This window comes from Streptomyces sp. NPDC001100 (assembly GCF_053598575.1).
Map to the genome: position 1 here is coordinate 52,767 of NZ_JBSFKO010000022.1, position 13,994 is coordinate 66,760.

General features: G+C 69.1%; 10 protein-coding genes and 2 pseudogenes. 4 read left to right on the top strand and 8 right to left on the bottom strand.

All coding sequences use genetic code 11. The features are described 5' to 3' along the window. Positions 1-26: 26 nt before the first annotated feature. Positions 27-1,499 (top strand): metallophosphoesterase, encoded by a 1,473-nt coding sequence (locus tag ACWDEW_RS28950; RefSeq protein WP_450516344.1) that lies wholly within the window; start codon positions 27-29, stop codon positions 1,497-1,499. 118 nt (positions 1,500-1,617) lie between these two features. Here ACWDEW_RS28950 and ACWDEW_RS28955 read toward each other — a convergent pair whose 3' ends face one another. From ACWDEW_RS28955 to ACWDEW_RS28980, 6 genes and pseudogenes are all read right to left on the bottom strand, one after another. Then, positions 1,618-4,350 carry an alkaline phosphatase family protein gene (locus tag ACWDEW_RS28955; protein ID WP_450516346.1) on the bottom strand — a complete coding sequence of 911 codons (2,733 nt, stop codon included), beginning with the start codon at positions 4,348-4,350 and terminating at the stop codon, positions 1,618-1,620. A 13-nt stretch (positions 4,351-4,363) separates the two neighbouring features. Further along, entirely contained in the window at positions 4,364-5,713 is a 1,350-nt protein-coding gene (locus tag ACWDEW_RS28960; protein WP_450516348.1) for an ABC transporter permease, read from the bottom strand. A 2-nt stretch (positions 5,714-5,715) separates the two neighbouring features. Continuing rightward, a pseudogene (locus ACWDEW_RS28965) lies at positions 5,716-6,666 on the bottom strand (ABC transporter ATP-binding protein); the annotation flags it as partial. Between the two features lie 179 nt (positions 6,667-6,845). Continuing rightward, positions 6,846-8,231 (bottom strand): PKD domain-containing protein, encoded by a 1,386-nt coding sequence (locus ACWDEW_RS28970; RefSeq protein WP_450516488.1) that lies wholly within the window; start codon positions 8,229-8,231, stop codon positions 6,846-6,848. Positions 8,232-8,270: 39 nt separating this feature from the next. Continuing rightward, positions 8,271-8,414 (bottom strand): annotated as a pseudogene (locus tag ACWDEW_RS28975) (PKD domain-containing protein); the annotation flags it as partial. A gap of 24 nt (positions 8,415-8,438) precedes the next feature. Further along, positions 8,439-8,564 (bottom strand): hypothetical protein, encoded by a 126-nt coding sequence (locus ACWDEW_RS28980; RefSeq protein ID WP_399115618.1) that lies wholly within the window; start codon positions 8,562-8,564, stop codon positions 8,439-8,441. 23 nt (positions 8,565-8,587) lie between these two features. Between ACWDEW_RS28980 and ACWDEW_RS28985 the strand changes: the two genes are divergently transcribed. The 3 genes from ACWDEW_RS28985 (at position 8,588) to ACWDEW_RS28995 (ending at position 11,744) form a co-directional block, all read left to right on the top strand. Further along, a complete protein-coding gene (locus tag ACWDEW_RS28985) occupies positions 8,588-10,036 on the top strand; it encodes a recombinase family protein (protein ID WP_450516350.1) in 1,449 nt (482 codons plus the stop codon). A 146-nt stretch (positions 10,037-10,182) separates the two neighbouring features. Further along, the gene (locus ACWDEW_RS28990; protein WP_450516352.1) at positions 10,183-10,665 is read left to right on the top strand and encodes a hypothetical protein; all 483 of its coding nucleotides are present in this window, start codon (positions 10,183-10,185) and stop codon (positions 10,663-10,665) included. Continuing rightward, positions 10,662-11,744: a hypothetical protein gene (locus ACWDEW_RS28995; protein ID WP_450516354.1), complete on the top strand. Its 1,083-nt coding sequence runs from the start codon at positions 10,662-10,664 to the stop codon at positions 11,742-11,744. Before ACWDEW_RS28990 ends, ACWDEW_RS28995 begins: the two co-directional genes overlap by 4 nt. Before the next feature lie 400 nt (positions 11,745-12,144). Here ACWDEW_RS28995 and ACWDEW_RS29000 read toward each other — a convergent pair whose 3' ends face one another. Both ACWDEW_RS29000 and ACWDEW_RS29005 read right to left on the bottom strand, forming a co-directional pair. Continuing rightward, complete coding sequence (locus ACWDEW_RS29000; protein WP_450516490.1) at positions 12,145-13,551, bottom strand: replication initiator; 1,407 nt, start codon at positions 13,549-13,551, stop codon at positions 12,145-12,147. Between the two features lie 241 nt (positions 13,552-13,792). Next, on the bottom strand, positions 13,793-13,990 hold the full coding sequence (locus ACWDEW_RS29005; protein ID WP_450516492.1) for a hypothetical protein: 198 nt from the start codon (positions 13,988-13,990) through the stop codon (positions 13,793-13,795). Positions 13,991-13,994 lie beyond the last annotated feature (4 nt).

Below are 13,994 nucleotides of genomic sequence, written 5' to 3' on the forward strand. Positions count from 1 at the left end.
TCACGACCCTGGGGCAACAATGGGGTATGCGCTGCTGCTTCTCGGCTCCCCTCGCGGCCCTCGCCGCGCTCCCCACTCCCTACGACGTCCTGCGCTCCGGCACGCTCCTCGCCCCGGCGCTCCTGCGTGCCGCCCAGGCCCGTCCCGGGCGCGGCGGATACCGCCAACTGGCCGCCGTCCACCTGGAGTTGGTCACCCTCACCGAGGACAGCGCGATCATCACCTGGCACACCCGGATACCCGGCACCGACGACGGCTTCGGCCACCCGCTCCCCGCGGTCACCGAGGGCGAGGTCGTCTACGGCACCCACCCGGCCCACCTCAACCGGGTCGCGGCCGAGGAGCGGCCCACCGCGCACCACCAGGTGGAGCTGACCGGCCTGGAGCCCGGGCAGACGTACTACTACCGGGCCCGCTCCCGGGGCGTGACCGCCGTACCGACGCCGTTGCAGCACGTGCGCGGGAACGCCGTCGGGACCTCGCGGCACGGCCTCGGCTCCCTGACCGGCACGTACTCCTTCACCACGCCCCAGCCCCCGCCCGGCAGGCACCTGCTGTCCATCGCCCTCTGCAACGACCTGCACCTCGGCGAGACCACCGCGGGCCGCATGGCGGGCTTCCCGCTGCTACGTGGGGTGTCGCAGGCGGCGGGCCTCGCCGCCTATCCGGAGATCATGACCCGGGCCCTGGTCGAGGAGGCCAAGCGGCGCGGGGCGGACGTGCTGCTCGCCGCCGGGGACATCTCGGCGGGCGGGTCACCGGCGGACCTGGCGGAGGCCAAGCGCATTCTGGACGGCTTCGGCACGCTGGGGCGGGACTACCTCGTCGTGCGCGGCAACCACGACCGGGCGGGGAACTCCGCCGACACGTTCCGGGAGGGGTTCGGCGATGGCTTCGGCGGCGGGCCCGGGTACTTCGCCCACGATCTCGGCGGGCTGCGGATCATCGGGCTCGACACGTACGCCAAGGCCGGCAACGGGGGTGACGCGGGCGGGCTCGGTGAGGAGCAGTTGTCCTGGTTCCGGGCGCGGCTCAGGGCGGAGCCGGACCGGCCGACCGTCGTCTTCGGTCACCATCCGCTGACCGTACGGGACTCCGTGTTTCCGGTGACTCGGGGGCAGCAGCTGGATCGGCGGCAGGCTCGGGCGATCGTCGACGCGTATGCCTCGGCGCCGGGGGTGTTTCTTCATCACGCGGGACACACCCACCGGAACAAGCGGACTCTGCTGGTGCGGGCGCCGCATGTTGTGCAGCAGGAGGTGACTGCCGCGAAGGACTATCCCGGGGGGTTTCTGCTGCTGCGGGTTCACTCCGGGGGGTATGCGCTCAACCACTACAAGGCGGGTGGTGTTGAGGCACGGGAGTGGGGGGAGCGGTCTCGGCGGGTGGCTGGGGGGTTGTGGCCGCACCATGCGCTGGGACGGGCGGCCACGGACCGGAACAGCGTTCGGGCCCATGACCTGTCTGGTGTTGGGTCGCTCGGGGTGTCTGTTGCCTGAGTCTGTCGGGTACTGCGCCGTGGGGGCTGGGCGCGCCCACGCGGCGGAGCCGCATATGGATACAGTCCCGCGCCCCTGAAGGCTGGCCCTGCGGGCCGCCTTCAGGGGCGCCGGTGCGTCAGCCGTCGTTTTCCGGGGACGGGAGGTAGGCGCCGGGGACCTCGTCCGGCGTGTAGAGCTTCTTGTCGCCGGGGTACGGCTTGGTCCAGTTGTGGGTCTGGTACCAGGTGTAGCGGTTCATCTGGGTGGGGTTGGCGTAGTCGGGAACCGCGTGGGGGCCTGTGAGGCGTTGGTGGGAGGCCCAGGTCTTCCACCGGGCGGCGAGCGTCTTCTCGGGCGCCGGTACGGAGACCGTCGTCGGCGCTCCCGCCGGGGTGTCCGAACCGCAGGACGGCTGGGGGCTCACGCCGAGGGTGAGGGAGGTGCGGTTGGGGACCGCTGTGAACGGGGTGTTGTCGGGCTTGTCCGTGAAGGCGCCGTACATCGGGGTGGCCGCGCTGTCGAGCTGGTTCATCGGGTGGATGCCGAGGATCTGCTCGATCGTGCGGACCATGGTGATCTGCGAGTAGTAGTGGTCGTCGACCGTGTTGTGGTTGGCGTAGGGGCTGATGACCTGGACCGGGGCGCGGTGGCCGTCGACGTGGTCGAGGCCGGCCTGGGAGTCGTCCTCGACGACGAAGATCGCCGAGTCCTTCCAGTAGCCGCTGTGGGTGATCTTGTCGACCATGCGGCCGACCGCGAGGTCGTTGTCGGCGACCTCGGCCGCCGCGTTGGCCGGGCCGCCGGTGTGGTCGTTGGAGAACCAGAACATGTTCAGGTTCGCCGGGCCGTTCTTGTCGAAGTCCTGCTGCCAGATCTGCTCTTTGTAGATGTCCGGCACGTCGAGGTCGAAGAGCGGGAAGCCCTGTACCGACACGTCGTTGAGGGAGGGGATCGCCGAGCCCGTCTTGATGGGGTAGGCGGTCTGGGCCCCGGTGGCGGCCATGTTCTTGCTGTCGCAGTACAGGTTCTGCCAGGTCGCGCCGGTCGGCTTCGTCTCCAGCGACTGGAACTCGCCGAAGTCCTTGACCGACTTGCCGGCCGCCTGTGCGCCGGTCCAGATGAACCCGGACCTCTGGTGGCCCAGGACGTCGTTCTCGGTGTCGTAGCTGCGCGTGTACTCGCCGGCCGAGGACTCGGTGTACTCCGGGTTGTCCGACTGCATCAGCCAGTTGTGGCCCTCGGCCGAGTTGGTGCCGATGTCGTAGAAGTTGTCGTAGAGCCCGAACTGCTCGGCCAGCGCGTGCTGGTTGGGCGTCACGTTCTCGCCGAACTGGGTGAGCGAGGCGTTGCCGTTGCCCTGCGGGAGGTCGCCGAAGACCTGGTCGTAGGTGCGGTTCTCCTTGACGAGCAGGAAGACGTGCTTGATCGTCGAGGGGTCGCCGATGCGCGTCGGGACCGGGACGGCCTTCGCGCGGCTCTTGCCCTTGGCCGTGGTGACCGAGCCGGGCGTCCAGCCGTTCTGCCTGAAGACCTTGGCCGTCTGGGACTTGACGGTCAGGTCGCCGGGCAGCGTGAACTGCGTCAGGCTCGACGTCGTGTCGTGCGTGTTGTGGCCGGCCGCGTCGGGGCGGAGGGCGTCCACGCCACGGGTGTTGGCGACGACGATCTGCTTGCCGTTGGCCGTGATGCCCGAGGGGAAGTAGTCGGTGGGGAGCAGGCCGACGTAGCGGGCGGGCTGCTGCGGGGAGCTGTAGCGGTAGACGGCGACCGCGTTGGCGCGGCCGAGTGTGACGAGCAGCCGGCCGTCGTCGGTGAGGGTGACCGCGTTCGGCTCGTAGCCGACCGACGCCTCGGGCCACGGCTGGGTGGCGATGGTCTGGACGACCTTGTCCTTGCGGGTGTCGATGACCGACACGCTGTTGTCGGCGGTGTTGGTGACGAACACCGCGCCCTTCTTGGCGTACACGGCGGTCGGGTGCAGTCCTACGGCGATGGTGCCGACGGCGGCCGACGGGTCGGCGGTGTCGATGACGCTGACCGTGCCGGTGGTGCTGGCGCCCGTCTTCGGGTTGGCCGGCACGTCGGTGCCGTAGGAGTTGATGGTGGTGTCGCCGGCCTTCGCCGGGCGCCCGCCCTCGTTGCTCACGTACAACTTGCCGCCGACCAGGGCGATGCCGCGCGGGGCGGTGCCAACTGCCCAGGTCTGCTGGATGGTTCCGGTCGCCGCGTCGATGGCGACGACCTTGTTCTGGCCGTTGACCGCCGAGTAGACGGTGGAGCCGTCGGGGGAGAAGACGGCGGCGCCCACCAGTGCCTGCTTGATGCCGTCGGCCGCGATCGGGACGGCCGTGGGGGCGGCGAGGGTTCCGTCGTCGTTGACGGTGAACTTGGTGTAGCCGCCTGCCTGGCCGAGCCACAGCTGCTTGCCGTCGGGCGAGTAGGTCGGGCCCTCCTGGCCGACGGCGCCGCTGCTGATGCGCAGGTCGTCCGCCGTGCTGGTGCCGATCTTCTGCTTCACCTGACCCGTAGTCAGGTCCATGACCACGAGAGAGGCGTCGCCGTCCGCGATCGAGGCCGCGAGGTGGGTGCCGTCCGGGCTGACCGTCGACGACATGATCTTGCCGTCGTTGATGACCGTGCGGCTGCCGTACGGCTTGATGTACTGGTCGCTGGAGATGACCTGGCCGTTGGCCGTGGTCTGGCCGACCTGCTGGGTGCCGAACCGGTATGTGGAGGCGACCGCCGTGCCCGTGACACCGAGGGCGACGGCGATACCCGTCGTCACCAGCAGTGCCCGGCGGCCGACATGTCTGCCGAAGAGGTTGACCTGTTTCTTCTCGCTGATCCGACGCTGGCGGATTACCTGCACGGAACTGTTCCCTTCACTGGGTTTCGAGCAGTTCGACGTTGCCGTCGAACTGCCACAGCGGATTCGGGGCGTCACCGGTCGAAGTCCGCACCAGGAAGTAGCCGTTGACTTCCTTGGGACCGTCGCCGTCCGCCACGAACCGCCCGTCCGAGGTGATGTCGAGCTGGTAGATCGCCGACCCGGTGACCGCGACGCCGGGGAGGTGCCAGCTCACGACGCAGCGCCAGTCGTTGCCCGCGCCCTCCTGGGCGGCCTGGCCGTCGCTCTTGGTGCAGGCCGCCGAGGTCCGCAGCTGGGCCTCGGTGACGGCGGGCCGGTGGAGTTGGCGCGTCTGGAGGCGGTAGAGGTGGGCGAAGACGGTGGCGAGGGACTTCTGCACCTTCTCCTGCTCGATCCCGGAGCCCGTCGACGGAGTCGCCACGGCGACCGCCCCCACGGTGACGGCGGTCAGCGCGGCCAGCGGCAGCACGCCGAAGGTGAACGCGCGGCGCCCGGAGCCGTCGTAGGCCGGGTTGGTGAAGTCCCGCCGTACGAACAGGAGATGGGCCAGCGCGGTCGTGAGGACGGCCCACGCCAGGCTGACCGCGACGGCGATCAGGAGCGGGGCGAGCTGGGCCGGTCCGGTGAACAGGCCGTTCCAGGCGATGAAGGCGTAGCCGGGCAGGGCGAGGCGCACGGCGACGGGCAGCGGCAGCATCTGGGCGACCTGCATCGCGAGCGCGACGAGCACCGGCAGCAGCAGCCCCGTCGAGGAGCGCCCCAGCGCGACCGACCCGAGGAGTCCGATCGCGGCGAGGGCCAGGGTCGGGGCGAGGGCGCAGAGCCAGGCGAGCAGGACCTTGCCGGCCGCGTCACCGGGTGCGAGCAGGTGGCCGTCGAGGCCGACGAGTGGTTGGTCGCCGACGGCCAGGAGTCCGCCGACCGTGCTGGAGACGGCCAGTCCCGCCACCAGCGCCAGGATGACGGTGACGCTGGCCAGCGCCTTCGCCACGAAGATCCGCGCGGGCGAGCGGACCGCGACCAGCAGATGCCGCCAGGTGCCGAGCCGGTCCTCGGCCGCGAACACGTCGCCGGCGACGAGCGAGGTCAGCAGCGGGAGCGCCCAACTGCCCGCGAACCCCAGCGTGACCAGGGGTCCGGCCCACCCCGTGGCGTGCATCCAACGGCCGAAGAGGGTGTCGGAGGGGAGGGTGCTCTGCCCGCTCACCCCGGCGACGAAGAGCGCGGGGGCGACCCAGCAGGCGAGGACCAGCAGCCGGATCCGCCATTGCGAGACGAGCTTGACGACTTCGAAGCGGTAGCCGCGCGCGACGGAGACGCGGGGCGCTGTGACGGTCCGTTCGGCGACGTCGGTCGCGGCCACCGGTCGGCCTCCTGCTGTTCCTGGTCGGTGAGCGCGAGGAACGCGGCCTCCAACGGCGATACCACCGGGGCGAGTTCACGCACCGCGATGCCCGACCGCACGAGCTGGGCCACCAGTGCGTCGAGGGCGGGTGTCAGCGCGCGTACGACGAACACGTCCGCGTCCTGCCGCACGACGCCGTCGTCGACGATCCGGAGGCCGGCGGTGGCGGCGATGTCGGCGGCGAGCCGGCGCGCGGCCCCGGGGTCGGACGTCCGCAGCCGGTAGTCGAGTTCACGGCTCTCGGCGGCCAGCTTGCCCAACGGGCCGGAGAACACGACCCGTCCGGTGGCGAGGATGGTGACCTCCGAGCACAGCGCCTCCAGGTCGTCCATACGGTGGCTGGAGAGCACCACGGCGGTCCCCTCGGCGGCGAGTCCGCCGAGCACCCCGTGCACCTGTCTCTTGCCCGCCGGATCAAGGCCGTTGGACGGTTCGTCGAGCACGAGCAGCCGAGGTCTGGTGAGCAGTGCGGCGGCGAGCCCGAGCCGCTGGCGCATACCCAGCGAGAAACCGCGCGCCTTGTCGTCGGCGACATCGGTGAGCCCGACCTGGTCGAGCACGTCGTCGATCCCCGCGGTCCGCGCGTCGCCGCCACGGAGGGCGGCCAGCGCGGCGAGGTTCTGCCGGGCGGTGAGCGAGGGGTAGAGACCGGGCCCGTCCACGAAACCGGCGACACCGTCGGGGGCGGCGAACGCCCGCCCGACCTGCCGGCCGAGGATCTCCAGCCGCCCGCTGTCGGCGACGGCCAGCCCCAGCAGCAGACCGAGCAAGGTGGTCTTGCCCGCCCCGTTCGGCCCGACCAGGCCATGGATCTGGCCCTGCGTCACATCCAGATCGACACCGTCGAGCGCGACGACATCGCCGAAGCACTTCGTGATCCCGCCGGCCCGGACCGCGTGGAGTGTCTCCATGAGCCCCTTCTCTCCCGAATCCTCAGGGACCTTAGGGGCACCACACACCACACACACGGACAGCCGTCTGAACGGCCATGGAACGGATCGTCAAGTCGTCGACAAGCAAGGTGAAGGAACGGTCAACCCACCCGCGTCACCCTTCGCGGCGACGGACACGGGGGTCGAGGAGCGGGCGATCAGCCGACGTAGTAACCCTCGACGTCCGCCACCACGTTCACGGTGCCACTGCTGTTGTAGACGTCGATCGAACCGTCGGAACCGACCGGGACGAGGGCCAGGTTGGCGCGGGTGGCGCCGGTGGCGAGGTTCAGGGTGGAGCTGCCGGGCAGGGCCGATCCGGCGGCGTAGGCCGAGAGCCAGGTGCTCGTGGTGGGCTTGACGCCGGTCAGGTTCACCAGCACCGCCTTCACTCCGTCCGGGACACCGCCGTGCCCCGTCACCTTGACGCTGAGCCCGGACTTGGCGCCGAGTGTGCCCTGGGCCGCGCCGGTGCCGTTGCGGGTGTCCAGCACCCGGGTCGGCGAGATCGGGAAGTAGGGCGAGCCCGGGGCGCCCGCCGACGTCGTCGGGTCGGAGACGACATAGCCTTCGACGTCGGCGATCAGGTCGACGCTGCCCTTGCGGTTGTAGAACTGGACCTGCCCGCCGCTGACCGGCGCGACGACCAGGTTGGCGCTGGTCTGTCCGGCCGCGAAGTCCAGTACGGACGTGGTGGGGACGTCGCCGGAACTCGGCTCCACGGCGACCCAGCTGGAAGCGGTGGCATTGGTCTCGGTGACGTTGAGCAGAACGGCGGAGGCGTTGCCGGCGCCACCGGCCGGCAGCGTGAGCGTGACCAGTCCGCCCGGCCCGGCCTTGCCCTTGACGGTGCCGGTCCCCGTGCGGGTGTCCAGCACCCGGGTCGGACCGCTCGCCTGCACGAAGCCCGTCCCGCCCGAGGTGACCGCGGTGGTGCTGTAATAGCCCTCGACGTCACCCACCAGGTCGATGCTGCCCGCGTTGTTGTACAGGTCGACGTAGCCGTCGGGGGCGACCGGCACAGTGACCAGGTTCGGCGTGACCTGGCCGGGGGCCAGGTTCAGGTTGGAGGCGGTCGGCCGGGTGGTGCCGTCGGGGTAGGCGGTGATCACGGTGCCGGCGGAGGCGTTGACGCCGGTCAGGTTGAGGGCGACCGCGGTCACCCCGGTGGCGGGGATGCCGTTGACGCCCGCGACCTTGAGCCGCAGCACCGCGCCCGGGCCGACCTTCGCCCTGGCGGCGCCGGTGCCGCTGCGGGTGTCCAGGATCCGGGTCGGCCCGAAGGGTACGAACGCGCTGCCGACGGTGACCTGCCGGGTGGTCGTGGCGGTGTTCCCGCCGGCGTCCTTGACGGTCAGGGTGGCGGTGTAGGTGCCGGGCTTGGCGTAGGTGTGGCCACCGAAGCCGCTGGTGCCGAGGTCCGCGGCCGGGGTTCCGTCCCCGTAGTCGACCCCGTAGTCGGCGATGCTCCAGTCGTCGGTGGTCCCGGAGGCATTGGCCTGGACGGTGAGGCTGCTGGACGAGGAGGCCTGGCCGAGCGACAGAGCGGGTACGAGCGGAGCGTCGGCGGCGACGGTGACGTAGGCCTTCTTGCTGCCGGCGACGGAGGTCCCGGCGGCCGTGGTGGCGGTGACCGTGACGGTGTAGGAGCCGATCGCCGTGTAGGCGTGGGCGACGCTGGGGGTGGCGGACAGCACCGGGGCGCTGCCGTCCCCGAAGTCGAAGGTGTAACAAGTCGGGTGAAGAAACGGTCAGCCGGCCCGCAGCATCAGCCCGATCCCGGCCACCAGCAGCACGGCGGCGGCGATCCGCGGCGCCCCGAACCGCTCCTTGAAGAAGACCGCGCCGATGGCCGCCCCCACGATGATCGATGTCATACCGGGCTCATACAGTGTTTGTCATGAGCCGATCGAAGTTAGCGAAGGCCACCATCACCCCCGGCGAACCCGCAGCGATCTACTGCCGTATCTCCCATACCAAGGACGAGGATCAGACCGGAGTCGACCGGCAGGAACGCATCTGCCGGGAGATAGCCGAACGGCTCCAACTCCGTGTCGAGGCAACCCACGTCTACGTGGACAACAACCGTTCGGCGTGGCAGCGCAACCGCAAGCGGCCGGGCTGGGACGAGATGTTGAGGGTGATGGCGGAAGGAGAGATCCGGCACGTCATCGTCTACCATCCCGACCGCCTCATGCGTCAGCCCAAGGACCTTGAAGAGCTTCTGTCGATAGCCGACGACAAGCGCGTACTCCTGCACGGCGAGGCGAACCGACGTGATCTGTCGGATCCCGACGACCGGTTCATCCTCCGCATCGAGGTGGCCCACGCGTGCCGCTCCTCTGACGACACGTCACGCCGGTTGAAGGAAGCACTCAAAGATAAGGCCCGCGAAGGCAGACCGCACGTGGGCAACCGTCCGTACGGCTACACGAGCAACGGTCAGGCGATCATCGAGGAAGAGGCGGAGATCGTCCGCGAGGTCTTCCGCCGGTATCTGGACGGTGAATCACCCATGGGCATAGCTCAGGACCTGACCGCACGGGGAGTGCTGTCGTCCAAGGGCAAGACGTGGCAGCCGGAGAACGTCCGGCACCTGCTGTCGTCCAACTTCGTGGCGGGTGTCCGGATCCACCAGGGCGAGGAGGTGGGAACCGGGACGTGGCCCGCCATCATCGATCGCGGTCAGTGGGACGAGGTTCAGCGGTTCAGGGAGTACCGGGCCGCACAGGCCAAGGACAAGCAGAAGCGCCCGACTCGCTACTACGTGCTGCGCGGAGTGGTGACGTGCGCGTGCGGAGCCCGCATGGCCGGCACGAACAGCGTCCGGTACGCCTACTACCGATGCACTCGCGCCGATGACGTCGATCAGCAGAAGTGCGATCGGTCCGTGTCCGCGGTGCCTCTCGAAGCCTTCGCGCGGGATGTCGCGATCAGGGTCCTGACCAACCTGGACACCGCCGGCTACGAGCCCGCCGCGACCACGCGCCCCGAGGCTGATGTTCTCGCCGACGAGAAGGACCGGGCGAAGCTGGAGGAGCTGAAACAACTGTGGCTCACGGACGACGACTTCACGACCGCCGACTTCCATGCCATGCGCGCGGTTGTCCTCAAGCGGGTGAAGGAACGCCAGCGGAAGACCGTGAAGCGACCGATCGTCGTCCTGGAGGGCATCGCCGGGCCGGACGCCGAGACCAACTGGCAGAGGCTGGAAGAGGCTGAGGACTACGAGCGCATGAACGCGATCTATCGGTTCCTGTTCGCTGCCGTGGTCGTTCGTCCGCCTACTCGGAAGGGCAGGGGGTTCGACACGGACCGGGTGGACATCAAGCCGAACCCGCTGGACTAGTCAGAAAGAAAGAACGCGAGTGGTGAGCTACACAGCTCGCTGACGGTGGCCGCACTCTTCTTAACACCCTCCTATCGCCGCTGGCGATCTCTGATATGTCCTCAGAGGTAGCCTTGTTGGATCCACGACAACGGGGGCGTGAAGGCATGTCGTTCGATCAGGAGTGGGCGGAGTTGAAGGCGAAGGCCGCGATGCGGCTGGACGGCACGCCCGACATGGATCCCGGCGGACCGTCGCCCGGAGGCGCTGACCTGATCGTCAAGGCCGACGACATGGGGAAGATCGGCCACGCCGCGTTCCTGCTGCACCAGCACTTGTCGAGCGCCGGCAGGCATGCGCAGTCACACACCGAGGCTGCCGCGAAGAGCCTGGAGAACGACGGGTTCGCCATGGGCGCTGCTCTGGCCAAGGCCGGAGAGGGCTGGCATGGGCAGCTTCAGGTGCTGCTCGACGCCTGCGCGCAGATCTCCAACCATCTCGACTACTCGGTGAAGTCGTCGAAGCAGGATGACCAGTTCGTTGCTGCGGAGATGCAGGTCTCCAAGATCTCTGAGTACCTGGATGTACCGCCGTCCACCTCGGATTCCGACGCACCCCTTGTTCCGAAGGCGGAAGGTCCCATCATGTGACGGCTGTTCAGCGTGGGACCAGGGATTCCGAAGCGGATCGGAACCCTTCGGACATCAACGGCGGCGACGCCGGGAACGGCAGGGGGCTGATGCCGACTTTCGAAGAACTCTTCCATGTCAATCTCTCGGCCCTGCAGTCGGCGGCCGACGACTGGGCTGCCATGGCGGTGCTGCTGAACAAGGTCGCCCAGGAGGCCGGGTGCATGCGCAGCCTTGCCCAGGGCACCGAGTGGAAGGGCGAGAACGCCTCCGTCACCAAGCCGTTTGTCGTCCGGGTGTCGGACGAGTTCACCGACGCCGTCACTGAAGCGGAGAGCATCGGAAACCTGCTGAGTTCCGCACACGACAAGATCAAGGCGGCGAGGAACGAGCTGAAGGTTCTCTGCGAGAACCCGACTGCCGGCATCACGATCCATGCCGACGGCACGCTAAGCCGTAGCGTCCAGCCACAGCGGATGTCGCACGGAGATCCCCAGGTGGTGGTGACGCAGGACGACTTCGACGCCCTGCAGCGGCGCATCGACGCGATCCTCGGCCGGGCAGCGGAAGCGGACTCGACCTGTTCTTGGGGCCTGTGGCAACTCACCAAGGACAAGCACGAGTTCGGCAGCACGTACTACGGCTCTCTCAAGGACGCGAGCACCGACGCCGAGCAGGCGCAGCGGACTCAGACGGACTCGGAGGAGTACACGCCGCCCAAGAAGTGGGGCAGCGGCACGATCAAGCCCGTTGCCGAGTTCCTCGGTTACCGCGCCTGGATGGATGGCGGCGAGGCGCTCGTGAAGGGAGACATCAATGGAGCGGTACAGGGCGCGATCGGCGGCGCCCCCGCTGCGGCTGGCGGCGAGGCCAGCAAGCACCTCGCCAAGGGTGCGCTCCTGAGCGACGTCACAGGGAAGCACCATCGCCCCACGTTCATCAACACGATCGGCAAGTTCGGGGAGAAGATATTCGGCGTGCCGGTCGCCGTGGTCGCGACGGGGGTCGACTTCTACTACACGCCGCCCGGTGCGAACAAGGCACCAGGTGACACCCATGTGGACGCCCCGGCGGAACCGGGAAAGGTGAGGTACCAATGACACACTCCGCCGGCCCGCCCTCGCCGGGTCGCCGCCGTCCAGACCTGCGGCACTGGCTGAGACCCCAGAGCCCGCGAACAGTCGTCATCGGCGTGTGTATGGCCGTCGGTGGGTTGGCCGGTGGGGTGCGTTATGCAGTGGACGGAAGGGGTATCTGGACGGCCCTCGGCATCCTCTGTGTGGGGATTCTCGGGGTACTCATCGTCGTGAGCTACTTCGTCAACCATGCAGACCACTGAGCGCAGACACCGAACCCTTTGGAGTCGATCACCCTAAGACTCCTTCCCTGTATGCCCGAGGAGCCGCGCGAGTCGCGTAGCGCTCTTCGGTCCTATCCGGGTGGGGAACTTGGCCGCTTGGCGCTCGACGGCCCGCACCCACTGTTCGTTGCGGTGTCTGGTCACCGGGGCGCCTCACGCTCTTCGCAGGCGACCTCACGGTTCATGGCGATGTCATCGGCGATTCCAGCGGTGATGAGTGCGGCACCGGGGGTGTGGCCGGAGCCGACGTAGCGCCAGTGCCGATCGGTGATCGAATCGGGGATTTCGGTGTGGCCTACGTGGTGGGCGCGTTCGGCGCGGAGCGCTGCGTAGGTCGTGGAATAGGCGCGGGACTTGGTGAGGATGTGCCCTCGGTAGCCGAGGGTGTGTGTCCAGAGGCGGAGGTTCAGCGGCTCATACTCGGCAAGGCCTCCGAGACGCCAGCACGTGCGCATGAGGGTGCGGACGTGTTCGGTCACGGGTGCGGTGGCCAGTTCGTCCCAGCTGGTAACTCTGTGGTCGATGCCGGCTCCAGTCTCGCTGGCACCCTTGGTGACGTACTTCGCGACGTACGCGGCCACGGCGTCGTCGTCGGGTCCGTCGCCGTCAGCACGCAACGGGCGAGCATCGACCTGGGCACCCCAGCGCAAGGCCAGTTCACCCACGGCCGGGCTGTAGGGCATGCGGACCAGGACCCGCCGAACCGAGGCGCATACGGCATCGATCAACCGGTCGGCCGTTCCCCAAGCAGGAGGCTCGTCGTCAGGTCCGGCCAGGCCGTCGAGCCGAACGACGGCATGGACGTGAACGGCCGCCCGCTTCTGGTACTCGGCAACACGGGCGAAGGACAGTCGGGCGTGCGCCGCGAAGCGGGACTGAACGATGCCGGCCGAGGAGGCCAGGCGGCGCCGTACGTCGATGACGAACCGGTCCCACAGCTTGGAGGCGTGCGCGTGCCACAGCACGTGGCCGGGGTAGTCGTAGCAGTCGGCGCACAGCGGTTGACCGACGACCGGCGCGTCCTGGGCGTGGACGGTCGCGCAGCCGAGGGGGCGCCCGTGTTCGCAGGTTCCACCGTCGCGGCGAGGGCGGCACTGTTCACCAGCACGGTGGACTGAGCCGAAGGACGGGGCGGTGAGGGTGATGAAGAGCCGGGGTCGGTTGCGGATGGTGGCGGGGATGTTCTTGCCGCCGAGGAGACCGGCGCGGACGAGGTGGTAGGTGTCGCCTGCGTGGAGTCGGGAGCAGGGGGCGCAGACGGTTGCGCGTCGGTTGCGGCAGCGGACCAGGAGTCGTTCTCCGGGTTCGGTGCGGGTGTCGTAGTGGTGGAGGATCTCGCCGGTCGTGCCGTCGAGGGTGGTGGTGGAGCCGGAGAGGTGGACGGGGTGGGCGCAGCCGCCGGTTGCGGTGATCTGCTCCAGCCAGCGCGGGAATTGAGGGTCTTGGGCGATGCGGAGTGCGTCGCGGTCTGCTTCGGGGAGCTGACGCAGGCGCGCCGCGCGGTCGAGGGCGGCGCGCCTGTCAGCCGGGGTGAATGCCGGGGTGATGGTGGTGACCTTCCGGGGTGAGCCGCCGAAGCGGCACGGTTGACGGTGGGTGGCGCGGTGTCGGTCATGGGGTCGCTCCCTTGCGTGGTCGGGCGTGGTGCGGTTGGTTCAGCGGATGGTTCCGGTGCCCCGGCAGACGCGGCAGCGCCGCAGTCGTCCGGTCCAGGTCCTACGGGCGCCGTCGCCCTTGCAGAACGGGCACCTCACGCGAGACATGGGCATGGTGGTGGGTCCCTTCTGCTCAGGTGTGGGAGAAGCCGCTGATCATCCAGATGACGAGGCCGTGGATGGTGAAGACCACCGGCGTCTGGCCGAGGTAGACGCCGAAGAGGCCGACGCAGACCGCTTCCCAGGCGCGCACGTCGCGGGAGCGGACGAGGAGGACGGTGATGATCCCGAAGATCACCGCGAACGTGAACGCCGTACCCTGACTGATCACATCT

Excerpts from the sequence above, each read along its gene's own strand:
- ACWDEW_RS28950 (WP_450516344.1), top strand. The coding sequence starts at position 27 with ATGCGCTGCTGCTTCTCGGCTCCCCTCGCGGCCCTCGCCGCGCTCCCC.
- ACWDEW_RS28980 (WP_399115618.1), bottom strand. The coding sequence starts at position 8,564 with ATGACATCGATCATCGTGGGGGCGGCCATCGGCGCGGTCTTCTTCAAG.
- ACWDEW_RS28985 (WP_450516350.1), top strand. The coding sequence starts at position 8,588 with ATGAGCCGATCGAAGTTAGCGAAGGCCACCATCACCCCCGGCGAACCC.
- ACWDEW_RS28990 (WP_450516352.1), top strand. The coding sequence starts at position 10,183 with ATGTCGTTCGATCAGGAGTGGGCGGAGTTGAAGGCGAAGGCCGCGATG.